The organism is Streptomyces sp. NPDC029466 (assembly GCF_055574515.1).
Genome location: NZ_JBVHZH010000026.1, coordinates 34,390 through 55,773, shown reverse-complemented (window position 1 = coordinate 55,773; position 21,384 = coordinate 34,390). Strand labels below are relative to the sequence as shown.

Below are 21,384 nucleotides of genomic sequence, written 5' to 3'. Positions count from 1 at the left end.
TCGCTATGAACCCCCTCGGCCGCATCTGGTGTGACACGATGAACACTTGACGTGACGCCCGGGGGGTGTGCTCAGAACGTGAGCAAAGAACCGAACCGCAAGTTGGCCGCAGTCATGGCGGAGGCCGGAGCCTCGAACAAGGGACTGGCCAAACGGGTCCGTGAGGTCGCGCAGCGGCACGGCGAACACCTCGGTACGACGCACGTTGCCGTTCAGCGATGGTTGGACGGGAACGGTATCCAGCGGCAGACAGCCGTGTTCGTCGCCGAGGCGCTGAGCGACAAGTTACGGCGGAGGGTCACGCCGCAAGATCTGGGATTTCCCGGTACCGCGTCGGCCCTCACTCCCACGGTCCGCATGGGCTACGCCGACTCGCTGGCCGAGACGCTGAGCGCTCTGGACGGCCTTACACATCGACGTCCGGAAGACGGGCCGTCGGACGAGCCGCAGCTCCCGGACGTCGATGTGCACTCCGCCGCCCTCTCGTGGCTTGTCTCCCGCCCGGAAGGTGTGCCGACCGATGTTCCCGCCGCCCGTCGGGTCGGCATGCGTGACGTCGCTGCGATCCGGACCGCAGCGGGGTTCTTCATGCAGCTGGACTTCCAGTTCGGCGGCGGACACGCGCACAAGGCGTTCCGGCACTACTTCCGGGAAGACGTGCTGCCTCTGCTGGGAGCCAGCTACAGCGCCAAGGTGGGTGAGGCGCTGTTCCAGGCCGCAACGGAGATGTCACAGCTTCTCGCCTGGACCGCGTACGACAGCGGAAACCATGCCCTTGCCGACCGCTACATGCTCTCGACGCTGCGGCTCACCCAGGTGGCGGGCGACCGCATGATGGGCGCACGCATCCTGGCCAATATGAGCCACCAGGCCAACTACCTGGGCCAGGTGCCCCGGGCTCTGACACTGGCCCGCGCGTCGGTGGAAGGTGGCAAGGCCGCCTCCACGCCCCGTGCGATGGCGCTGTTCTCCGCCCATGAGGCGCGCGCCCTCTCGACAGCGCGGGACCACAAAGGTGCTGCTCGCGCGATGAGCGAGGCAGAGAGGTTCTTCGGGCGTGCCGACAGCGCAGACGATCCCGAATGGCTTTCGTACATGGATGAAGCCGAGCTGATCGGGGAGTTCTGCCACTGTTTCCGCGATCTCGGGCAGGGTGCCGAAGCCGTCTACTTCGCCGAACGCGCTGTCGAACTCACTGACCCTAAATACGCCCGTACGCTCGGGTTCTGCCGCATGGTGCTCGCCCAGAGCCAGCTGCTGAACGGCGACCTTGACGCTGCTGTGACGACCGCCGGTCTCGCCGTCGATGCCGGGGACGCTCTGGAGTCCGCTCGGTTCCAGCGGTACGTGGGCGACTTCCAGCGCGAGGTGTCCGCGTACGGGACGCACCCTGCCGTTCAGCAGTTCAGCGGGCAGGTACGGGACGCGATGAACCGGCTGGGCGACGAGTAGCCGAGGTCACCCGGGGTTCCAGTCGCGCGGTGCGTCCTCGTTCCGGAGCGAGGAGATTCGACGGGAGTACTCCGCAGCCGTCTCGGCGCTCTCGGACACGTTCTGCATGAGCCATGTGGTCATGTTGAATTCCTGCACTGCGCGGACGGTGGAGAAGCCCGACCACGTACGGAGATCCCGCCCGTAGGCGCCGACGAAGGCGCCGTACTGTTCCTTGGTCTGCCATCCCAGGCTGTGATGCTCGGTGGCGGTGACCATCAGGTCCCACTCGGGGTGGTCGAAGCTGAACCGCTCCAGATCGATCAAGATCACCTGATCATTCCGGTCCATCATCAGGTTCTGCACATGAGCGTCCCCGTGTACGGGCCCCTTCTCGGACTCGAACCGAAGGTCCGCCACACGGTCCCGCAACTCACGCGCGCGCTTCCGCAGGAACGCGCGGTCGTCCTCCGGTATGTCGACCGCCGCATTGATCCGTCGGTCGGTCCGGTCCAGGACGGGGTACGGAGGCAGGTTCAGCGTGTCCGGCAGGCTGAGCGAGTGCAGATCCCGGAGTACCGCGCCCAGCTCGCCGTACGTCGCCTTGCGGGCCCCCTCCTCGATCAGGTGCCAGAACGTCACCGGACGTCCGTCGACGACCATGGGCTGCTCCAGGTCATCGACCACGCGCGTCACGGGGAAGCCCTCACGCGACAGCCAGCGCGACACCTGAACCTCGCCCCGGGCAGAGTCCAGGTATTCCGTCGAACGGGCGATCCGCACCACCACAGGGTGGGAAGCTAGCCTGAACAGCGCGTTCTCCCCCAAGCGGATCAGGCGCGCTCCGTCACCGTCGAGCCCCGCCCGCCGACACGCCGCGGCCAGCACCTGCATAGCGGCGCCCGACGTGAACCCCTTTCCTGTGCTCCGCTCAGCATCAGACGGCATGCCCGTATCCACTCCCTCAACACCGCCAACCCGGTAGCGCAGACCGCCGAGGCAGGCAGCGGCCGGCAACAGACATCAAGGCGACCGTACCCACGGGCGGTGACGGCAGACGGGACCGGGGCATGTCGAGCGACCGTTCATGGGGCAACACTCCCCCAATCACCGGCCGGAGGCGCTGACCTGCCGGTATGCGATCCGAGGAAAAGGACTACGAACAATGCTTGACATGGATCAAGCCGTCGTTCCTGTGGATGATGTACCGCTGCGGGTGGGGCACCAAGGCGGACCAGGAGACGGTGCTCGCCGTGGAGATCGCGCGGGAGGGGTTCGACTGGGCGTTGCGGCATGCTTCTCTGTCGCACTACGACCCGGACGAGCACGCCGACCGGGGCGCCTGGAAGCGGGAGTTGAAGGGGGCGCCGGCGCGGGTGCAGTGGGACCCGGAGCGTGATCTGGGGTTGCGGGCGCTGCCGTACCGTTCACTTCAGCTGGGGCTGGCGGGGGAGGCGTCGCGGCGGTACGCGGATGAGTGGACCGTGGCGATCAGGGATGTCACGCCGCTGGCGCGGGAGGTCCATGCGCTGGTGCGGGCCGGGGAGCGGGCGGCGGCCGCCGCGCTGCTGCCCGAGGAGCGTCCCTACCCTGCACCCGAGGGAACTCCGGGCCTGCGCCGCGTGTCCTGACCCCGCTTCCCAAACGCGTAAATCCCGCCACCGCGCGGTCCGCCGTGGGCTGCTTCGTGTGGCGTACGGGTCGTAGCGAGGTCCGGCCAACTGAGCGCTGTTCACAGCCATTTGATGCATCGCTGCGCAACCTCCCCCTGCCCGGGAGACTCAGCCGCCGCCACAGTCAAGTCGGCCCGCTGAGGGCTCCCGCGACTCAGGGAGAGTGGCTCATATGCCTGACATGACCCGACGAAGACTCCTCGGTTCCGCGGCCGGCGCGGTCGGCGGCGCCGCCGCGCTGTCGCTGCTGCCGCCCAGCGTCCAGAAGGCCGTCGCCGCCGGACCCGCACGTCACGGCTCGCTGCACGACATCGAGCACGTCGTGCTGCTGATGCAGGAGAACCGCTCGTTCGACCACTACTTCGGCACGCTGCGCGGTGTCCGGGGCTTCGCCGACCCGGACGCGCTGACGCTGCCGGACGGCCGGTCCGTCTTCCATCAGCCGGACGCGCAGAACCCGGACGGCTATCTGCTGCCGTTCCGCCTGAACACGCACACCTCCAGCGCGCAGGCCATCCCCTCCACCAGCCATGCCTGGTCCGTGCAGCACGAGGCGTGGAACGGCGGGAAGATGGACCGCTGGCTGCCCGCGCACCGCAAGGCCGACGGCGTCAACGGGCCGTATGTGATGGGCTATCACACCCGTGCGGACATCCCGTTCCAGTTCGCGCTCGCCGAGACGTTCACGCTCTGCGACAACTACTTCTGCTCGGTCTTCGGCCCGACGTGGCCCAACCGGCTCTACTGGATGACCGGCACCCTCGACCCGGGCGGCACCCGGGGCGGGCCGGTGCTGAACAACACCGCGCCGCGGCCGTACCGCTGGACGACCTACGCGGAGCGGCTGGAGGCGGCGGGCATCAGCTGGAAGGTCTACCAGGAGGAGGACGACTACGGCTGCAATCTCCTGGAGCAGTTCCAGACGTTCCGGGACGCCAAGCCCGGGGAGCCGCTCCACGAGCGGGGGATGCGGGCGCAGCCCGCGGGCACCTTCGAGGACGACGCTCGCGCCGACCGGCTGCCGGCGGTGTCCTGGCTGATCCCCACCAGCCATCAGTCCGAGCATCCGGACTATCTGCCGGCCGCCGGCGCCGACTATGTCGCGCAGAAGATCGAGGCGATCGCGTCCAACCGGAAGGTGTGGGCGAAGACCGTCTTCATCCTCAATTACGACGAGAACGACGGGCTCTTCGACCATGTGCCGCCGCCGGTGCCGCCGCCTGGGACGCCGGACGAGTTCGTCCGCGGCCTGCCGATCGGCGGCGGTTTCCGGGTGCCGTGTCTGATCGTGTCGCCGTGGACGGTGGGCGGCTGGGCGGCCGGTGATCCCTTCGACCACACCTCGGTGCTGCAGTTCCTGGAGCGCTGGACGGGCGTCGAGGAGCCCAATATCAGTGCCTGGCGCCGATCCGCCTTCGGCGATCTGACCTCCGCGTTCGGCTTCCGGCACCGGGTGCGGCGGCCGCCGCGGCTGCCGGACGACACCGCCGAGCAGCTGGCCGACGCGCAGTGGGAGGTGGCGCATCTGCCGAAGCCGACGCTGCCGGGCGGCGGGCAGCGGCCGCCGCGCCAGGAGCGCGGGCGGCGCCGGCGGCGCTGAGGGGGCGGGCGGCGGCGCGGACGCGGGCCGGGCGCGCCCGGAAACGACAGTGCCGTACGGGCCGCCTCAGGGCGAGGCTTCCCGTACGGCACCGGGGGCGACGGCGCGCACCGCCGCGGAGCGCGTGGCCTCCTGTGGTCAGACCCCCGCGTAGGAGTGCAGACCCGTCACGAAGATGTTCACGCCGTAGTAGTTGAACAGGTAGCAGGCGAAGGCGATCAGGCCGAGCCAGGCGGCCTTGCGGCCCTTCCAGCCGGCGGTGGCGCGGGCGTGCAGGTAGCCGGCGTAGGCGACCCAGGTGATGAAGGACCAGACCTCCTTGGGGTCCCAGCCCCAGTAGCGGCCCCAGGCGGCCTCGGCCCAGATGGCGCCCGCGATGATGGTGAACGTCCACAGGGGGAAGACGGTGGCGTTGATGCGGTAGGCGAACTTGTCGAGCGAGGCGGCCGAGGGCAGCCGCTCCAGCACGGAGGTGGCGAAGGCGCCGGGCTGCTTGCCCGTCGGGTCGGCGAGCTTGGCCTCGTGGCGGTCGCGGAAGAGGAACAGCCCCGTGGAGACGGCACCGAGGTAGAGCGCGGCGCCGGAGATGATCGCGCAGCTGACGTGGATCCACAGCCAGTACGAGTGCAGCGCGGGCACCAGCTGGTCGCTGGCGGTGTAGAGCACCGAGACGGCCAGACCGAGGTCGAGCAGGACGCTGGTGACCAGGGGGAGCCCGATCCAGCGGACGTTCTTCTTGAGCACGAGCAGCAGCAGGAAGAGGCCCACCGCGACCGCGGCGAAGGTCGTGGAGAACTCGTACATGTTGCCCCAGGGGGCACGCTGCACGGACAGGGCGCGGGTGACGACGCCGCCCACGTGCAGCCCCCAGGCCAGCACGGTCAGCGAGATGGCGATCCGCCCGTAGAGGTCGCCCTTCTCGGTGCCGCCCGCGGCGCCGGGCCCGTCGGGGACGTCGCGGCTGCCGGCGACGGACCTGGTGACGACCTTGGGGCGCTCCAGTACGGCGGTCCCGGTGGCGCCGCCGGACCCGGCCTGGACGGACGCCATCGCGGGCGCCTTGGCCGGGGTGGTCAGGGCGGCGGCGGTGCGGCCGACCTTGCTGCGGCTGCCGAACACCCACTCGGCCATGTGCGCGAGGAAGGCGAGCGTGTAGACCGCCATCGCCGAGTAGACCAGCAGGTTGCTGTTGTGCGCCATTGTCTCGTTGGCTGCGGCAGCGAGGTTCACGCGCGCGCTCCTTCAGAGGGGTCAGCAGGTCCGGCGGAGTCGGTGGGCTCCGTGGGGTCTTCGGAGCCGGGGCCGGCGTCCGCGGCCGGTCCGGGCTTCGGGTCGGGCTTCGGTTCGGGTGCCGGGCCGGTCTCGTCGGCCGGGGCGAGGGGGGCGTCGGGCTCCAGCGCCAGCGCGAGCTCGGCGAGCTCCTCCGGCAGCCGGGCGGACTCGCTGCGGCCGAGTCCGGCCAGCTCGACGACGGTGCGGCCGTCGGCGCCCGGCTCGGCGCGGACCCACACCCGGCGCCGCTGGATGAACAGCGAGCCGGCCAGGCCGACCAGGGCGGCGGCCGCGCCGGTCAGGGCGAGGCCGTTGCCGGGCTGGTGGCTGATCTTGAAGCTGGCCCAGCTCTTGATGCCGGTGAACTTGATGCTGCCGTCACCGTGGGGCAGCTTCATCGTCTCGCCGGGCAGCATCATCTTGGCGACCGGGGCGCCCTTGTCCTTGTATTGCTTGAGGCGCTTCTTGTCGAGCTGGTAGACGTTCTGCGGCAGCCCGGACCCGACGCCCAGGTCACCGTGGTAGGCGGTCAGCGTCAGCACCGGGTAGTCCAGCGCCGGGAACTGGGAGAACATCGAGCCGGAGCCCTTGCCGCCGAACGTCGGCACGAAGAAGCCCTGGAAGCCGAGCTGATTGCGCTTGCCGTCCTTGGTCTGCGCGCCCGGGACCTTGACCACACCGGTCGAGGTGAAGTTCTTGGGGTCCTGCGGGAGGAAGGGCACCGCGCCCTGGTAGACGACCTTGCCGCGGCCGTCCTTGACGGTGACCTCCGGCGAGTAGCCGTGCGAGAGCAGGTAGACCTTCGAGCCGGCGATGTCGAGGGGGGTGTTCACCTCGATCGCGGTCTTGTGCTCCTTGCCGTCCGCGCCGGAGAAGTACCTGATGTGGGCGCGGAAGACCCGCGGGGTGCCCTTCTGCGGGCCGGACCGCTCGTAGGTCGCCTCGAACTTGTCGAGGGTGAAGCCGAACGGCTCCAGGGTGTCGGTGTCGAAGAAGGCACCGGACTTGAAGTCGTCGTACTGGGTGAGGCTGTTGGCGAAGCCGTCGCCCTCGGTGATCAGCTTGCCGCCCTCGGACTTCCACAGGCTGCCGACGGCGAACGCCACCAGCATCACGATCAGCGCGAGGTGGAAGACGAGGTTGCCGACCTCCCGCAGATAGCCCTTCTCGGCGGCGACCGCGGTGCCGTCCCGGTGGGCGCGGAACCGCCGCTTCTTCAGCAGCCGCTGCGCCGCGTCGAGGACCTCCTCGGGCGCCGCGTCGGTGCGCCAGGTGGTGTGGGCGGGCAGCCGGGTCAGCCGGCGCGGGGCGCCCGGCGGGCGGCCGCGGAGCTGTCCGACGAACTGCCAGCTGCGCGGCACGATGCAGCCGATCAGCGAGATGAACAGCAGCAGGTAGATCGCCGAGAACCACACCGAGCTGTAGACGTGGAACATCCCGAGCTTGTCGTAGATGTCGGCGAGGGTGCCGTGCTCGGCCTTGAACTGGTCGACCTTGACCGGGTCGATGCTGGTCTGTGGGATCAGCGAGCCGGGGATGGCGCCGATCGACAGCAGGAAGAGCAGCAGCAGCGCGATCCGCATCGACGTCAGCTGCCGCCAGAACCAGCGCGCCCAGCCCAGCGGGCCGAGCGAGGGGAGGCTGACGTCCTCGGTGGGCGCGGTCGAGAGCTGGGACCCGGCCGCGCCGAGATCGCTGCCCCCGTCGGCCGCGGGGCCCGGGTCGTGGGGGGTGCCGGTCTTGGTGGACATCAATCAGATCCCAACGGTGGAGCTTTGCGTCCATGCCTGCACCTCGGACATCAGACTGTCCCAGACGCCGGTGACGAGGAGGATGCCGAGCGCGATCATCATGCCGCCGCCGAGCCGCATGACCCACACGTAGTGCCGCTTGACCCAGCCGAAGGCGCCGAGCACCCGGCGGAAGGCCAGCGCGACCGCGATGAACGGCAGGCCCAGGCCCAGGCAGTACGCCACGGTGAGCAGGGCGCCGCGGCCGGCGCTGGCATCGTAGAACGTGAGCGTGCTGACGGCGGCGAAGGTGGGGCTCAGGCAGGGCGTCCAGCCGACGCCGAAGAGCACCCCGAGCACCGGCGCGCCGGCCAGGCCCATGGCGGGCTTCTTGTGGAAGCGGAATTCGCGCTGCCCGAAGTTCTTCAGGACGCCGGCGAAGGCCAGCCCGAGCAGGATCATCAGCACGCCGAGGACGCGCGAGATGACGTCCTTGTACTCCTGGAGGTCCCGGCCGACGAAGCCGAAGAGCGCGCCGCCGGAGACGAAGACCGCGGTGAAGCCGGCGACGAAGAGGCCGGCGCCGGCCAGCATCCGGCCGCGTCTGGCCTCGCCGAGGTCGGTGCCGGTGACGCCGGTGACGTACGACATATAGCCCGGGACCAGCGGCAGGACGCAGGGCGAGAAGAACGAGACGAGTCCGGCGAGCAGCGCGATGGGGGCGGCGGCGAGCAGGGTGCCGTTGAGGACGGTCTGGTTCTGCGCGGCGGCGGCGAGCAGGGTCACGTGATCACTTCTCGGCGATCAGCGGTTCGACCATTTTGCGCAGATCGTCCTCCGCGAGCGGGCCGATCGAGCGCGCGGCGATCTTGCCGTGCCGGTCGATGGCGATCGTGGAGGGGATGGACTGCGGGTTGAGGCTGCCCTTGGGGAAGCGCAGCATCAGCCGGCCGGTCGGGTCGAACAGGCTCGGGTAGGGCACCTTGTGCTCTTCCTCGAAGCTGGTGGCCTGCGACTTCTCGGAGTCGCGGGTGTTGATCCCGAGGAACTGGACGCCCTTGTCCTTGGTCTCGTTCGCGACCTTGGCGAAGTTCGGCGCCTCGGCGATGCAGGGGCCGCACCATGATCCCCAGACGTTGAGGATGACGACCTTGCCCTTGTAGTCGGCGACGTCCAGCTTCTTGCCGGTGGTGGACTCACCGGAGAGCTCGGGCGCCGGCTGCCGCTGGTCCTTCTTGACCGTGTCGACGCCGTTCTTGCCCTGGACGAAGCGGGTCTGGGCGGAGCCGCCGGAGGCGCCGTCGCCGCAGGCGCTCAGCGTCAGCGCGGCGGCCGCCGTCCCCGCGGCGAGCAGGGCGGCGCGGCGGCGGCTCGTGAGGCGGCGTGGGGCGCGGCAGGCACTCATGTGAAAAGTTTCGCATGGGCCCATTCCGGATCTTCCACGCCCCCCTCGCCGACCGCGTCCCCTCGCGAAGGGGCTTGTCAGGCCGCTGTCAGGTACGACTTCCAGCCACCGGCGGGCCGCTGTCCGACGGGGATCCGCTGGAGCCTGCGCAGCACCTCCGGGTCCTGGGCGTCGATCCAGTCGGTGAACTGCCGGAACGACACCAGATGGACATCCCGGTTCTGCTCATTGGCGATGTGCTTGAGCGCTTCCTCGACGGCGTCCATATAGATGCCGCCGTTCCACTGCTCGAAGTGATTTCCGACGAAGAAGGGCGCACGGTTGGTCTCGTACGCCCGGCGGAACCCGGAGATATAGGCGTCGGTGGCCTGCTGCCGCCAGCCCGGGTAGTTGACCGGCGGGGCCTTCGTGGAATTCCTCGACTGATTGGCGAGCATGTTGTAGTCCATCGAGAGGACCTCGAATGAGTGACCCGGGAAGGGGATCTGCTGGAGCGGGAAGTTCCAGAGCCCCATTTTCTTCTTGGGCCACATCTGCACTCCTCCGGGTGAACTGGCGTCATAGCGCCAGCCGAGTTCCCGGGCGGTGGGCAGCAGGTTTTTCTGCCCGAGGAGGCAGGGCGTACGGCTCCCGACCAATTCCTGCCGGTAGTCGAAGGGCAGCGGCTCCAGATCGGTGAAGCCGGTATGGGTGCGCCACTTGGTGACGAAGTCCATCACCTGATCGATCTCGGACTGCCATTCCTGCGGGCTCCAGTGCCTGACGGCGCCCCTGCCGGAGCAGAAGTGCCCGTTGAAGTGGGTACCGATCTCGTGCCCGTCCAGCCAGGCCTCCCGCACGTACTTGAGGGTCTCCTTGATGTGGTCGTCGCTGAGGAAGCCGATGTCGGAGGCGCCCTGCGGGTTTTTCGGCGGCTCGTAGAGGTGTTTTTGGGATTCGGGGAGGAGGTAGACCCCGGAGAGGAAGAAGGTCATGGCCGCGCCGTGGTCCCGGGCGAGTTTGAGAAAGCGGGGGAAGAGGCCGTTTCCGACCTCTCCGGCACCGTCCCAGGAGAAGACCACGAACTGCGGCGGGGTCTGACCGGGCTCCAGCCGTTCGGGGGATTTCGGCTGATGGGGCTGGGCTCCGGAATGCGCTGTCGAACCGTCACCGATGAGCTTGGGGCGGGCCTGGACGTTCGTTACGCGCTGCTTGTTGGCCCCCGCGTCCGGGTCCGGCGAGGAGCAGCCGGCGACGACCGGAGCCGCCGCCGCACCGACTCCCATACTCAGCAGGTTTCGCCGACTGATCGCGCGCATACCCTCGTCCCCTCGTGCTCGCCGAACTCAATATCCATATAAACGGACAACTGAGTGGAGGGCATGTTGAGCGGCGGGGATTCCGGGTCAGTCGCTCAGATATTTCATTTCGCGGCCTTTTGACGTTGCGCCATGTGATGCGCCGTCAGGCTCCGAAAGCCTTGGACTTTCCCTTGACGGGTTTGGCGCCCGCCAGAAGATGGGAGGGAACCAGGTCGCGCGCCGGTTCGCTGTACCCCACCGAAACGATCTTGTCGCCGTGGAAGGTGAAGGACGTCAGCGAGGCCAGCGTGCACTGCCGCTTCCGCGGGTCGTGCCACAGCCGCCGCCGCTCCGCGAAGCTGCGCACGATCCAGATCGGCAGCTGATGGCTGACCGCCACCGCCTCGTGGCCCCGCGCGGCGTCGCGCGCCGCGCCCAGCGCCGCCATCATCCGTACGACCTGCTCGATGTACGGCTCACCCCAGGACGGCCGGAACGGGTTCGTCAGGTACCGCCAGTTCCCCGGCTTCTTCAGCGCACCGTCGCCGACCCCGAAGGTCTTCCCCTCGAAGACATTGGCGGCCTCGATCAGCCGCTCGTCGGTGGCCAGATCCAGCCCCCGCGCACCGGCGATCGGCGCCGCGGTCTCCTGCGCACGCTCCAGCGGCGAGGCGACGACATGTGTGATGTCCCACTCCGCGAGATGCTCCGCCACCCGGTCGGCCATCTTCCGCCCCAGGTCGGAGAGGTGATAGCCGGGGCGGCGCCCATAGAGCACGCCATCGGGGTTGTGCACCTCACCGTGCCGCATCAGATGCACGACGGTGATCTCTTCGCTGCTCATGTCACCCATTCATTCAGTGGTCTCAAGCGGTGCCGGCCCGTACGCCGGAGCCGTCAGGCCGTCGCCCCGGCCGCGGCGCGCGCGGCGGCCGGCAGTGCGGCGGCGATCCGCTCGACGGCCGCGGTGTCGTGCGCGGTCGAGACGAACCACGACTCGAAGGCGGACGGCGGGAGGTAGACGCCCTGCTCCAGCATCGAGTGGAAGAAGGCGGTGAAGCGGAACGCCTCCTGCGCCTTGGCCCCCTCGTAGTCGGTCACCTCGGCGTCCGTGAAGAAGACCGTGAACATGTTCCCCGCGGCCTGGACCCGGTGCGCCACGCCCTCCTTCGCCAGCGCCGCGGTGACCAGGCCCCGCACCTCCGCCGAGACCGCGTCGACCTTCTCGTACGCGGCGTCGTCCAGCAGCCGCAGCTGCGCGACACCGGCGGCGGTGGCGACCGGGTTCCCGGACAGGGTGCCCGCCTGGTAGACCGGGCCGGCCGGGGCGAGATGCGCCATGACGTCCGCACGGCCGCCGAAGGCCGCCGCCGGGAAGCCGCCGCCCATGACCTTCCCGAAGGTCATCAGATCCGGACGGACACCATCGATCCCGTACCAACCGGCCTTGCTGACGCGGAAGCCGGTCATCACCTCGTCGGAGATGTAGAGCGCCCCGTCGGCGGCGCACAGATCCTTCAGGCCCTGGTTGAAGCCCGGCAGCGGCGGCACCACGCCCATGTTGCCCGGCGACGCCTCCGTGATCACACAGGCGATCTCTCCCGGGTGCGCGGCGAACGCGGCCCGCACCGCCTCCAGGTCGTTGTACGGCAGCACGATCGTGTCGCCGGCCTGCGCGCCCGTGACCCCCGGCGTGTCGGGCAGCCCGAAGGTCGCCACGCCCGACCCGGCCGCGGCCAGCAGCGCGTCCACATGGCCGTGGTAGCAGCCGGCGAACTTGATCACCTTGGGCCGGCCGGTGAACCCGCGGGCCAGCCGGATCGCCGACATCGTCGCTTCGGTGCCGCTGGAGACCAGCCGTACCTGCTCGACCGGCTCGACCCGGGCCACGATCTCCTCGGCCAGCTCGACCTCGCCCGCGCCGGGCGTACCGAAGGACGTACCGCGGGCGACGGCCTCCTGGACGGCGGCGATCACCTCGGGGTGGGAGTGGCCGAGAATCATCGGCCCCCACGAGCACACGAGGTCGACATACTCACGGCCGTCGGCGTCGGTGAGGTACGGACCGGCACCGGACACCATGAAACGGGGCGTACCGCCCACAGCGCGGAAAGCCCGCACCGGAGAGTTGACGCCGCCCGGCGTCACGGCGGACGCGCGGTCGAACAGCGACTGCGAAACAGGGGCTTCATACGGAAAAGACACGGCGATCCTGACCTGCATAAACGGAGGGAGGGCGGTGGCTCGTGGGCCCGGCCCGGCTGACAACGGTGCGGGAATCCCCTCGCGGTACGCCTTCAGGCGCCGCTCGGTTCACTCTCGATCCTTTTTTGATTCCTCTCGCTTTCGACCGGGCGTCAGCCCCCACTCGTCTGCGAAACTGTGGAGACGTACGAGTAAGTCACGCAAGCAATGGTCTCAGAGGCGCACGGGGGCGTGCGGCCGGGCGTTTCACACGCCGGTGACGGGGGAGGTCTCTGAGACGATGATCGGGTTGCGCGGCTGGGGCTGCGAGTGGTCGGGTGGAGATATGCATCGCGGTGGCGAAGTGGGCGAGGGAACCAATGACCGGGGTCCCGACCGCGCCCAGCGCGGCCGTCACCGGCGCGAGGAATCCACGGGCGACAGGACCACGCGCGAGGAGACCACCGGCGACAGGACCACGGGCGGGGAAATCAGAGGCGGCCGCATGGGGGTGACGTACAGGTACTTCGGTGCGCCCAACGGTGCCACCGCGGCCCGGGTCCCGGTCTCCATGCGTCCCGAGGAGCTCGGCGGTGACGAGCTCGGCATGGGCGGCATGTTCAGCAAGATCAAGCCGGAGACGATGGCCGCCATGGTCCTCACCGGTATAGAGGGCATACCGCTCCATAAGGTTCCGCCGCTCGAACTCGTCGTCCTGCACCCCGACTACGCCGTCGTCAAGCTGCCGATGACCGTGGTCGACCCGCTGCGCGGGGTCGGTGAGGAGTCGGTCGGCGCGGCCGCCTTCATCTGGTCCACCGTCCCCGACCGGGGCGGCCCGCGGGACGCCTTCACCGTCTACCAGCTCCTGCACGAGTGGCAGGACTTCAGCCACCGGCTGCACGAGGCGGGGCACCAGGCGTACTGCCTGGTCTGGCCGTAACGGTTCAGCGCGGGCGGCGCCGGGCCCCGGCGGTCACCACGTCGGGCGGGCCGAGACACCGCCGTCCACGACCAGGTCGTGACCGGTGATCCAGGACGCCATCGGCGAGGCGAGGAAGACACAGGCGTCACCCACGTCCTGCGGGGTACCCAACCGCCCGGCGGGGGCCGCCGCTTGCCAGCGGCGCACCCCCTCCGGCCAGTCCTCGGCCAGGCCGGGCCGGCCGATCAGGCCCGGCGAGACGCTGTTGACGCGGATGCCGTCCGGCCCGTATTCGAGCGCCGCGGCGCGGGCGTGCATCACCACCGCCGCCTTCGACGCGCAGTAGTGGGCGTGCCGCGGCGCCGGGCGGTCCGCCTCGATCGAGGCGATATGGGTCACCGAGCCGCCGCCGGCCGCCCGCATCACGGCCGCCGCGGCCTGGGTGCAGGCGAAGACGCTGTGCACATTCGGGTCGGTCACCGCCCGCCAGTCGGCGAGCGACATCGCCGCCAGCTCCTGGGTCGGCTGCACCCCCGCGTTGTTCACCAGCGCGGTGAGCCGGCCGCGCCAGCCGGCCGCCTCCGTCACCAGTCGGTGGCACTCCTCCTCGACGGCCAGATCGGCGCGCAGCGCCAGCGCGCTCCCGCCGTCCGCCTCGATCTCCGCGACCAGCTCCTGCGCAGCGTCGGCGCCCGTACGGTAGTGCGCCACGACGGCGGCTCCGGCGGCGGCGAACCGCCGTGCGATCCCGCGGCCGAGGACGCCGGCGGCGCCGGTCACGAGGGCGACCTGGCCTCGGAGGTCAGGGAGGGCCGGATGGCGGGCGGCCTCGGGCGGGTTGGCGGTCATGGCCGGCTCAGCGCGGTGATCCGCGCCGCCTCGCCGGGGAAGCGCGCGGCCAGTGCGGCGGCGTCCCCGTGCTCGTAGTCCTCGAAGGTGAAACCGGGCGCCATCGTGCAGCCGAAGAGCGACCAGGAGCCGCCGTCGGCGACCTCGGCGGCCATCCACGTACCGGCGGGCACCGTGAACTGGACGTGCTGCCCGCCCAGGACGTCCGGCCCGAGGGTGACCGTACGGGCCGTGCCCCCGCCGCGGTCCTCCTGGAGGAGGAACAGGGTGAGCGGGTCGCCCCGGTAGAAGTGCCAGATCTCGTCGGACGGCAGCCGGTGCAGGGCGGAGAAGTCGCCCGGCTCGGCGGTCAGCAGCATCACCATCGCGGTCCCCTCAGGGCGTCCGTCGGCGCGCTCGGGGCCCGCCCACGTGCGCCGGTAGCGCCCGCCCTCACGGGGCAGCGGCATCAGCCCGTAGAAGTCGATCAGCGCCTGGGGCAGGGGGTCGCGGGAGGTGCGGTGCTCATCCATCTGCGGGCTGCCTCCGCCTCTCCGCGACTGCCGGTCGCTCCACCCTAGGCACGAAGTCCGCGGTGCGCAGGCGCAATCGGGCCATGTCCGGCGCCCCCGGCTGCCGCCCCGTCAGTCGGCCGTCCAGTGCGGGTCGCGGCCCGTCTCCGCCAGCAGCACGTCCAGGTCACAGGCCCCGGGAGGTACGGGGACCGGGGCGGCGAAGACGTTCATCGTGCGGGCCGTCGGGGCCATCCGGGCGGCCAGCGCCCGCAGCTCGGTCACACAGCCAGCGGCCGGCGCGTACGGCCGGCCGATCGCCCGTGCCAGGTCCCAGGCGTGCACGGTCAGATCCAGCAGCACCATGGCGCCGACGGTCCGGGCGGGCAGTTGCATCCCGCCGGTCAGCCCGTCCTCCGCGCCCGGCGCCGCCCACGCCTCGACCAGCCGCACCGTCTCGTCCGCGAACCGGTCGGGCCACTGCGCCCCGTACTCACCGAGCCGGTCAGGGGTGTGGCTGAAGTCCACGTCCTTCTTGGCGGCCAGTGTCTGAAAGGCGACGACCACCTGGAAGAGGTGGTTGAGCAGCGCGCGCACGTCGTACTCGGAGCAGGGTGTGGGCCACCCCAGCTGGTCGTCGCGTACCGCGCGGAGTACCGGGAGCGCCGCCCCGGCCGCGGCGTCGAGGAGGGCGCTGATGGGCGGGGGCGGGCCGTCCTGGCCGGTCGCGTGGGGCGGGTGGGGTGCGTCGGCCGGGTGGGATGCATTGGCCGGGTGGGGTGCGTCGGCCGGTCGGGACGTGTGTGCCGCCGCGCCGTGGTGTGTTTGATCCGGAATGTCGCGTGTGTCGCTCATACCGAGGACGCTACGGGCCACCGCCGACGGGGGATTGAAAAAACGCGACAGGCCGGCTCACGATCGCCGCAGTCCGTCCTAGGATCCGAGGCATGGCTCCACGGCGCGACACCCGGGGCATCGTGGACGCCCCCGGGCTCTTCACGCGGGTGCGCTTCCGCCGCCGCACCCCCGCCGCCCCGCTGCGCCCGTATGTCGAGCACTACTGGCTGATCGACTGGGACCTGTCCGAGCCGTACGCCACGCACGTCGTCCCGCATCCGTGCGTGAACGTGGTCTTCCAGCGGTACGCCGACCGCCCCGGGTTCGGCGAGGTCGCGGGCGTCGGGCTGGAGCTGTTCGCGCAGAAGCTGGCGGGGCGCGGGCGGGTGTGCGGGGTGCAGTTCCGGCCCGGCGGGTTCCGGCCGTTCACCCCGGAGCGGCCGGCCACGGACTGGACGGACCGCCGGCTGCCGCTGGCCGCCGCCTTCGAGCCCACCGATGCCGCGGCCGCCGTACTGGAGCCGGCCGACGAGGACGCCCGGGTCGCCGCGCTCGACGCCTTTCTGACCCCGCTGCTGCGGGCCGGGCCGCGGGTTCTCGCCCAGGCCGAACTCGCCATGGGGCTGGCCGACCGGATCCGCACGGACCGCACGATCCGCCGGGTCGCCGACTTCGCGCAGGCCGAGGGCCTGTCCGTACGGGCCCTTCAGCGGCTGTTCGCCGGGTATGTCGGGGTCAGCCCCAAGTGGGTGCTGCTGCGCTACCGGGTGCACGAGGCCCTGGAGCGCGCCGCCTCCGGGACGGCGGTGGACTGGGCCGCGCTCGCCGCCGAGCTGGGCTACAGCGACCAGGCGCATCTGGTCCGCGATGTCACGGCCACGGTGGGGGTGCCGCCTACCGCGTATGTGGGGTGAGTGGGGGGTGGTGGCCGGGCGGCGGGGGGGGGGCTCCGGGCCCCGGGTGGTGGGGCTCTCCGGGCCATCTTGCTCGTTCGGGCGCGGGCGCTTCCCCGCCCCCTCCCCCTCCCCCTCCTCCCCCTTCGGGGGAGGGGGCGGGGGGGTGGGGGGTGGGGGTAGGAGGTAGGGGCGGTGCTCAGGGGTGGTCGGCCGTCAGATAGCGCTGGACGGTGGGGGCCAGCCAGGCGATGAGCTCGTCGCGGCTGAGGTCCACGGCCGGCGGAATGTGCAGCACATAGCGGCACAGCGCCATGCCGAGTATCTGGGAGGCGATCAGCGCGGCGCGGGTCGGCGCCTCCTCGGGCACCGGGCAGACCGCAGCCAGGACCGGCTTGATCTGCTCGGCGAACACGCCTCGCATCCGCTCCGCGCCCGCCTCGTTGGTGACGCCGACCCGCATCATCGCCGTCAGCGTCTCGTCACACTCCCAGCGCTCCACGAAATGGCGCACGAGCCGGGCGCCGGCCTCGTCGCGCGGGTAGGGGGTGAGGTCCGGGGCGTGCACCTCGATCTCGGAGGCGGCCGCGAAGAGGCCGGCCTTGTTGCCGTAGTAGCGCATCACCATCGACGGGTCGATCGCCGCGTCCCTGGCGATGGCTCGGATGGTGGCGCGCTCGTAGCCGTCCGAGGCGAAGCGGTCCCTGGCGGCGGCGAGGATCGCGGCCCGGGTGGCGTCGGAGCGGCGGGGGCGGGCGGCGTCGGCCGCTTCGTCCGACGCGAGGCCGTCGGCGGCGGCGTCCGCGGGAGCGTCGGGCAGCGCGACAGGCGCCGTGGTGGGGGCGGCACCCGGTACGGCGTCCATGGAGGGGGCGTGTTCAGCCATGCCAACAACAGTAGGCCAACACCTGTTGACACGCCAGGCCCGGGAGTCCTACGCTTGCCAACAAGCGTTGACCAACATGCGTTGGCAGAGCCACGGGAGGCGGAAGCCATGCACGCCATGAACCGCAGGACCGACCGGAGCGACGGCGCGGGGGCCGACCCCCGCGGGGCGCACGACACGGACGTCATCGTCGTGGGCGCCGGGCCGACCGGCCTGCTGCTCGCCGGAGACCTCGCCGAGGCGGGGCTGGGGGTCACGCTCCTGGAGCGCCGCCCCGCCGAGATCAGCAACCTCACCCGCGCCCTCGTCGTGCACGCCCGTTCCCTGGAGCAGCTCGACGCCCGCGGCCTCGCCGATGAGCTGTTCGCCGGCGGCCATCCGCTGACCGGCCTCCGCCTCTTCGGCCGGGCCACCATCGACCCGACCCAGCTCCGCTCCCGTTTCCCCTTCGTGCTGGTCACGCCCCAGTTCGAGGTCGAGCGGGTCCTGGAGCGGCGGGCCCGCCGGGCCGGTGTCACCTTCCGCCATGACTCCGAGGTGCTCGGCCTCGACCAGGACGCCGAGGGTGTGACGGTGCGCTTCCGGACCGCCGAGGGCCCCGGCTCCGTGCGCGCCGCGTATGTGGTCGGCACCGACGGCGTCCGCAGCACCATCCGGGAGGCCGTCGGCCTGCCCTTCCCCGGCAAGTCAGTGATCCGCTCGCTGGTGCTCGCCGATGTTCGGCTGGCCCAGGAGCCCGGCTCACCCCTCACCTTCAATGCCACCGGCGACGCGTTCGCACTGATCGCCTCGTTCGGCGGCGGGTGGTACCGCGTCATCGGCTGGAACCGCCGCCGCCAGGCCGCCGACGACGCGCCCGCCGATCTCGACGAGGTCCGCGAGCTGACCCGGCTCGCCCTCGGCAGTGATTACGGCATGCATGACGCCCGCTGGATCTCCCGCTTCCACAGCGACGAGCGCCAGGTCCCCTCCTACCGCGTCGGCCGTGTCTTCCTCGCCGGCGACGCCGCGCATGTGCACTCTCCCGCCGGCGCCCTGGGCATGAACACCGGCCTCCAGGACGCCGCCAACCTCAGCTGGAAGCTGGCCGCTGTGCTGCGGGGCCGGGCCCCCGACGGACTGCTGGACAGCTATCAGACCGAGCGCCACCCGGTGGGCAAGCAGGCGCTGCGCAGCAGCGGCACCCTCATCCGGCTCGCCCTGCTGCCCACCGCCCCCGGGCATGCCGTCCGCGCCCTCGCCGCCCAGCTCGTCAACCATGTGCGGCCGCTGGCCCGCCGGGCGGTACGCACCATCTCCGGCCTCGGTATCGCCTATCCGGCCGGGCCCGGCGCCCACCCCCTCGCAGGCCACCGCGCCCCCGATTTCCGGCTGGCGGGCGGCAGCCGCCTCTATGAGCTCCTCCGCCAGGGCCGGTTCGTCCTCATCACCCCCGCCGACGAGCCCGGCGTCCCCCAGGCCCCGGCGAGCGGCGGGGACTCCCCCCGGCCCGCCGATGACCGCGTAGTGACCGCCTCTTGGCGGAGCGAGCGCCGCACGGCCCTGCTCGTACGCCCGGACGGCTATATCGCCTGGGCCACCGACGCCACCGCCCCCGCCGCCCGCACCGCGGCGCTACGGGGCGCCGTCGCCCACTGGACCGGCACCGAGGACGGCGCCTCCATAGCCACCGCCCTCACCCCTCCAGCACATGCCGCAGATACGCCCGCGGGTCGCTGAGATAGCGCCGCCAGTGGTCGACCAGCCCCAGCTCCGCCCACTCCACGCGTCGCATCCCGTGCTCACCGACCTCGACGATCTCGGCGCCGGGCAGCGCCGTCAGCAGTGGGGAGTGGGTGGCGCAGATGATCTGCGCACCGTCCCTCCCCAACTCGTCCATCAGCCCCACCAGTTCAAGACAGGAGGAGAAGGACAGGGCCGCCTCGGGCTCGTCCATCACATAGAGGCCGCGCTGCGCGAACCGTTCCCGGAAGGCCATCAGAAAGCCCTCCCCATGACTCATGTCGTCCGGGGACCGCGACAGCTTCAGCGCATCCCGCTCCCGGTTCAGCGCCTCCATCGCGGTCTCGGCCCGGAGGAAGAACCCCCGCCGGCGGACCCGCGGCCCGCGCACCATCCTCCGCCCCTCACGCGTCGGGTCGAACCGCATCAGCCCGCCGAGCAGCGACGCCTCCCGCGAGCTGGCGTACTTGTATCCGGCCGAACCCCCATAGGAATCCAGCCCGAAGCCCTCCGCCAGCGCCTCGGCCAGGGTCGACTTACCCGAACCGTTCTCCCCTACCAGAAAGGTCACCGGGGCTCCGAAGGCCAGGCCCTCCTCAGCCAGTTGGCGCACACACGGCACCGTCCAGGGCCAGCCGTCCTCCACCGCCCCCGTCCCCTCCGGCACGTCCACGTAAGCCCGTTCGATCAGCATGCCTCCGAAGCTGCCACACCCCACTGACAATCCCCCGCGCCCCGCCACCGCAGCCGGGCTCCCCTCCGCACGCTTCCCCTCCGTACGCATCCGCTCCGTACGCTTCCCCCATGCTCATCGCCCGCTCCGCTGTCCTCTTCGTCGTCGCCGCCCTCTTCGAGATCGGTGGCGCCTGGCTGGTCTGGCAGGGCGTCCGGGAGCACAGGGGCTGGGCCTGGATCGGCGCCGGAGTGCTCGCGCTCGGGGTGTACGGCTTTGTCGCCACGCTCCAGCCGGACGCCGAATTCGGCCGGATCCTCGCCGCGTACGGCGGTGTCTTCGTCGCCGGATCGCTGGCCTGGGGCATGGTCGCCGACAGCTATCGCCCCGACCGCTGGGACGTGATCGGCGCGCTGGTCTGTCTGGCCGGCATGGCAGTGATCATGTACGCCCCCAGGGGCCGTTGACCGGCCTGCATATCCTGGCCGCGGACCGTCTCCCCCGGCTCATGAGGAGCAGGGGCCCCATCGCCCGAGGAGAGTGCATGACCGCCGAGGCCCGTACCGCCGTCGTCACCGGAGCGAGCAGCGGCATCGGCGCCGCCACCGCGCGAGCGCTGGCCGCGGCCGGCTACCACGTGGTGCTCACCGCCCGCCGCAAGGACCGCATCGAAGCGCTCGCCGCCGAGCTGCCGAACGCCGAGGCCTACGCCCTCGATGTCACCGACCGCGCCGCCGTCGACGCCTTCGCGGCCACCCTGGACCGCTACCCGTCCGTCGACGTACTGGTCAACAACGCCGGCGGTGCCCTCGGCGCGGAGCCGGTCGCCACCGGTGACCCCGCCGACTGGCGGACCATGTACGAGGTCAATGTGCTGGGCGTGCTCCATATGACCCAGGCGCTGCTGCCCGCGCTCACCGGCTCCGGCGACGGCACCGTCGTCGTGCTCTCCTCCACCGCGGGCCATGGCACGTACGAGGGCGGTGGCGGTTATGTCGCCGCCAAGCACGGTGCGCATGTCATCGCCGAGACCCTCCGGCTGGAGCTGTGCGGCGAGCCCGTCCGCGTCATCGAGGTGGCCCCGGGCATGGTCAAGACCGATGAGTTCGCCACCACCCGCTTCCGTGGCGACACCGACAAGGCCGCCAAGGTCTACGCGGGCGTCGACCAGCCGCTCAGCGCGGAGGATGTCGCCGACACCATCACCTGGGCGATCACCCGCCCCTCCCATGTCAACGTCGACCTCCTGGTGGTCCGCCCCCGCGCCCAGGCCTCCAACTCCAAGGTCCACCGCACCGGTTGAGCCACCCGGCGGGCACGGCCGCCCGCCGTACGATCACCCCGAACCCGAACCCGAACCCGAAACCGAAACCCGAAAGCCGAAATGCGGGGCCTGGGGACACCCCTCGCCGGGTGTCCGGGCCCCGTGTCCTGGGGCGTACCGCTCACGGCAGTGGCCCATTGACCGCCACCGGGCATGGAGCCCCGCCCGAGCCACCACCGACGGGGACCGCCCCACCACTACGGACACCA

Annotated in this window: 21 protein-coding genes; 8 read left to right on the top strand and 13 right to left on the bottom strand. The window is 71.0% G+C overall.

All coding sequences use genetic code 11. The features are described from left to right. Positions 1-78: 78 nt before the first annotated feature. Positions 79-1,452, top strand: a complete 1,374-nt coding sequence (locus ACZ4XD_RS20635) for a sporulation protein (RefSeq protein WP_468044020.1) — start codon at positions 79-81, stop codon at positions 1,450-1,452. A gap of 6 nt (positions 1,453-1,458) precedes the next feature. Here ACZ4XD_RS20635 and ACZ4XD_RS20630 read toward each other — a convergent pair whose 3' ends face one another. Then, the gene (locus ACZ4XD_RS20630; RefSeq protein WP_468044106.1) at positions 1,459-2,379 is read right to left on the bottom strand and encodes an aminoglycoside phosphotransferase family protein; all 921 of its coding nucleotides are present in this window, start codon (positions 2,377-2,379) and stop codon (positions 1,459-1,461) included. 188 nt (positions 2,380-2,567) lie between these two features. On the opposite strand from ACZ4XD_RS20630, the gene ACZ4XD_RS20625 reads away from it, so the two are divergent. Both ACZ4XD_RS20625 and ACZ4XD_RS20620 read left to right on the top strand, forming a co-directional pair. Continuing rightward, complete coding sequence (locus tag ACZ4XD_RS20625; protein ID WP_468044018.1) at positions 2,568-3,062, top strand: DUF4291 domain-containing protein; 495 nt, start codon at positions 2,568-2,570, stop codon at positions 3,060-3,062. 214 nt (positions 3,063-3,276) lie between these two features. Beyond that, positions 3,277-4,704, top strand: a complete 1,428-nt coding sequence (locus tag ACZ4XD_RS20620; protein WP_468044016.1) for an alkaline phosphatase family protein — start codon at positions 3,277-3,279, stop codon at positions 4,702-4,704. 138 nt (positions 4,705-4,842) lie between these two features. Here the strand turns inward: ACZ4XD_RS20620 and ccsB are convergent, their stop codons facing one another. The 7 genes from ccsB to hemL all read right to left on the bottom strand — a co-directional run bounded on the left by ccsB (position 4,843) and on the right by hemL (position 12,596). Beyond that, on the bottom strand, positions 4,843-5,934 hold the full coding sequence (ccsB, locus tag ACZ4XD_RS20615; RefSeq protein WP_468044014.1) for a c-type cytochrome biogenesis protein CcsB: 1,092 nt from the start codon (positions 5,932-5,934) through the stop codon (positions 4,843-4,845). Next, on the bottom strand, positions 5,931-7,727 hold the full coding sequence (gene resB / locus ACZ4XD_RS20610; protein ID WP_468044012.1) for a cytochrome c biogenesis protein ResB: 1,797 nt from the start codon (positions 7,725-7,727) through the stop codon (positions 5,931-5,933). The genes ccsB and resB overlap by 4 nt, the downstream gene beginning before the upstream one ends. A gap of 3 nt (positions 7,728-7,730) precedes the next feature. Beyond that, positions 7,731-8,492, bottom strand: a complete 762-nt coding sequence (locus tag ACZ4XD_RS20605; protein ID WP_468044010.1) for a cytochrome c biogenesis CcdA family protein — start codon at positions 8,490-8,492, stop codon at positions 7,731-7,733. Positions 8,493-8,496: 4 nt separating this feature from the next. Beyond that, positions 8,497-9,111: a TlpA family protein disulfide reductase gene (locus tag ACZ4XD_RS20600; protein WP_468044008.1), complete on the bottom strand. Its 615-nt coding sequence runs from the start codon at positions 9,109-9,111 to the stop codon at positions 8,497-8,499. Between the two features lie 77 nt (positions 9,112-9,188). Then, the gene (locus tag ACZ4XD_RS20595; protein WP_468044006.1) at positions 9,189-10,409 is read right to left on the bottom strand and encodes a polysaccharide deacetylase family protein; all 1,221 of its coding nucleotides are present in this window, start codon (positions 10,407-10,409) and stop codon (positions 9,189-9,191) included. 145 nt (positions 10,410-10,554) lie between these two features. Further along, positions 10,555-11,235, bottom strand: coding sequence for a histidine phosphatase family protein (locus tag ACZ4XD_RS20590; RefSeq protein ID WP_468044004.1), 681 nt, complete (start codon positions 11,233-11,235; stop codon positions 10,555-10,557). Between the two features lie 53 nt (positions 11,236-11,288). Next, positions 11,289-12,596, bottom strand: a complete 1,308-nt coding sequence (hemL, locus tag ACZ4XD_RS20585) for a glutamate-1-semialdehyde 2,1-aminomutase (RefSeq protein ID WP_468044002.1) — start codon at positions 12,594-12,596, stop codon at positions 11,289-11,291. A 325-nt stretch (positions 12,597-12,921) separates the two neighbouring features. Between hemL and ACZ4XD_RS20580 the strand changes: the two genes are divergently transcribed. After that, positions 12,922-13,518, top strand: a complete 597-nt coding sequence (locus tag ACZ4XD_RS20580; RefSeq protein ID WP_078885841.1) for a hypothetical protein — start codon at positions 12,922-12,924, stop codon at positions 13,516-13,518. 33 nt (positions 13,519-13,551) lie between these two features. Here the strand turns inward: ACZ4XD_RS20580 and ACZ4XD_RS20575 are convergent, their stop codons facing one another. From ACZ4XD_RS20575 to ACZ4XD_RS20565, 3 genes are all read right to left on the bottom strand, one after another. Further along, positions 13,552-14,349 carry an SDR family NAD(P)-dependent oxidoreductase gene (locus ACZ4XD_RS20575; RefSeq protein ID WP_468044000.1) on the bottom strand — a complete coding sequence of 266 codons (798 nt, stop codon included), beginning with the start codon at positions 14,347-14,349 and terminating at the stop codon, positions 13,552-13,554. Next, positions 14,346-14,861: a cupin domain-containing protein gene (locus ACZ4XD_RS20570; RefSeq protein WP_468043998.1), complete on the bottom strand. Its 516-nt coding sequence runs from the start codon at positions 14,859-14,861 to the stop codon at positions 14,346-14,348. The genes ACZ4XD_RS20575 and ACZ4XD_RS20570 overlap by 4 nt, the downstream gene beginning before the upstream one ends. A 111-nt stretch (positions 14,862-14,972) precedes the next feature. After that, a complete protein-coding gene (locus ACZ4XD_RS20565; protein WP_468043996.1) occupies positions 14,973-15,695 on the bottom strand; it encodes a TIGR03086 family metal-binding protein in 723 nt (240 codons plus the stop codon). Positions 15,696-15,787: 92 nt separating this feature from the next. Here ACZ4XD_RS20565 and ACZ4XD_RS20560 point away from each other — a divergent pair, with 92 nt between their 5' ends. Further along, the gene (locus ACZ4XD_RS20560; protein WP_468043994.1) at positions 15,788-16,591 is read left to right on the top strand and encodes a DUF6597 domain-containing transcriptional factor; all 804 of its coding nucleotides are present in this window, start codon (positions 15,788-15,790) and stop codon (positions 16,589-16,591) included. Between the two features lie 178 nt (positions 16,592-16,769). Here the strand turns inward: ACZ4XD_RS20560 and ACZ4XD_RS20555 are convergent, their stop codons facing one another. After that, the gene (locus tag ACZ4XD_RS20555; RefSeq protein ID WP_468043992.1) at positions 16,770-17,456 is read right to left on the bottom strand and encodes a TetR/AcrR family transcriptional regulator; all 687 of its coding nucleotides are present in this window, start codon (positions 17,454-17,456) and stop codon (positions 16,770-16,772) included. Between the two features lie 108 nt (positions 17,457-17,564). Between ACZ4XD_RS20555 and ACZ4XD_RS20550 the strand changes: the two genes are divergently transcribed. Then, the gene (locus ACZ4XD_RS20550) at positions 17,565-19,175 is read left to right on the top strand and encodes an FAD-dependent monooxygenase (RefSeq protein WP_468043990.1); all 1,611 of its coding nucleotides are present in this window, start codon (positions 17,565-17,567) and stop codon (positions 19,173-19,175) included. Here ACZ4XD_RS20550 and ACZ4XD_RS20545 read toward each other — a convergent pair. Next, the gene (locus ACZ4XD_RS20545) at positions 19,132-19,872 is read right to left on the bottom strand and encodes an AAA family ATPase (RefSeq protein ID WP_468043988.1); all 741 of its coding nucleotides are present in this window, start codon (positions 19,870-19,872) and stop codon (positions 19,132-19,134) included. The genes ACZ4XD_RS20550 and ACZ4XD_RS20545 overlap by 44 nt on opposite strands. Positions 19,873-19,982: 110 nt before the next feature. Here ACZ4XD_RS20545 and ACZ4XD_RS20540 point away from each other — a divergent pair, with 110 nt between their 5' ends. Further along, positions 19,983-20,318: a YnfA family protein gene (locus tag ACZ4XD_RS20540; protein WP_042155662.1), complete on the top strand. Its 336-nt coding sequence runs from the start codon at positions 19,983-19,985 to the stop codon at positions 20,316-20,318. Between the two features lie 77 nt (positions 20,319-20,395). Continuing rightward, complete coding sequence (locus ACZ4XD_RS20535) at positions 20,396-21,154, top strand: SDR family oxidoreductase (RefSeq protein ID WP_468043985.1); 759 nt, start codon at positions 20,396-20,398, stop codon at positions 21,152-21,154. Positions 21,155-21,384: the final 230 nt, after the last annotated feature.

What these genes read in the sequence shown, in the direction of transcription:
- ACZ4XD_RS20600 (WP_468044008.1), bottom strand. Translation starts at nt 9,111, where the DNA reads ATGAGTGCCTGCCGCGCCCCACGCCGCCTCACGAGCCGCCGCCGCGCC.
- ACZ4XD_RS20575 (WP_468044000.1), bottom strand. Translation starts at nt 14,349, where the DNA reads ATGACCGCCAACCCGCCCGAGGCCGCCCGCCATCCGGCCCTCCCTGAC.
- ACZ4XD_RS20595 (WP_468044006.1), bottom strand. Translation starts at nt 10,409, where the DNA reads ATGCGCGCGATCAGTCGGCGAAACCTGCTGAGTATGGGAGTCGGTGCG.
- ACZ4XD_RS20560 (WP_468043994.1), top strand. Translation starts at nt 15,788, where the DNA reads ATGGCTCCACGGCGCGACACCCGGGGCATCGTGGACGCCCCCGGGCTC.
- ACZ4XD_RS20540 (WP_042155662.1), top strand. Translation starts at nt 19,983, where the DNA reads ATGCTCATCGCCCGCTCCGCTGTCCTCTTCGTCGTCGCCGCCCTCTTC.
- ACZ4XD_RS20580 (WP_078885841.1), top strand. Translation starts at nt 12,922, where the DNA reads ATGCATCGCGGTGGCGAAGTGGGCGAGGGAACCAATGACCGGGGTCCC.
- resB (WP_468044012.1), bottom strand. Translation starts at nt 7,727, where the DNA reads ATGTCCACCAAGACCGGCACCCCCCACGACCCGGGCCCCGCGGCCGAC.
- ACZ4XD_RS20550 (WP_468043990.1), top strand. Translation starts at nt 17,565, where the DNA reads ATGCACGCCATGAACCGCAGGACCGACCGGAGCGACGGCGCGGGGGCC.
- ACZ4XD_RS20625 (WP_468044018.1), top strand. Translation starts at nt 2,568, where the DNA reads ATGCGATCCGAGGAAAAGGACTACGAACAATGCTTGACATGGATCAAG.
- ACZ4XD_RS20620 (WP_468044016.1), top strand. Translation starts at nt 3,277, where the DNA reads ATGCCTGACATGACCCGACGAAGACTCCTCGGTTCCGCGGCCGGCGCG.
- ACZ4XD_RS20630 (WP_468044106.1), bottom strand. Translation starts at nt 2,379, where the DNA reads ATGCCGTCTGATGCTGAGCGGAGCACAGGAAAGGGGTTCACGTCGGGC.
- ACZ4XD_RS20570 (WP_468043998.1), bottom strand. Translation starts at nt 14,861, where the DNA reads ATGGATGAGCACCGCACCTCCCGCGACCCCCTGCCCCAGGCGCTGATC.
- ACZ4XD_RS20545 (WP_468043988.1), bottom strand. Translation starts at nt 19,872, where the DNA reads ATGCTGATCGAACGGGCTTACGTGGACGTGCCGGAGGGGACGGGGGCG.
- ACZ4XD_RS20535 (WP_468043985.1), top strand. Translation starts at nt 20,396, where the DNA reads ATGACCGCCGAGGCCCGTACCGCCGTCGTCACCGGAGCGAGCAGCGGC.
- ACZ4XD_RS20555 (WP_468043992.1), bottom strand. Translation starts at nt 17,456, where the DNA reads ATGGCTGAACACGCCCCCTCCATGGACGCCGTACCGGGTGCCGCCCCC.
- ACZ4XD_RS20590 (WP_468044004.1), bottom strand. Translation starts at nt 11,235, where the DNA reads ATGAGCAGCGAAGAGATCACCGTCGTGCATCTGATGCGGCACGGTGAG.
- ACZ4XD_RS20565 (WP_468043996.1), bottom strand. Translation starts at nt 15,695, where the DNA reads ATGAGCGACACACGCGACATTCCGGATCAAACACACCACGGCGCGGCG.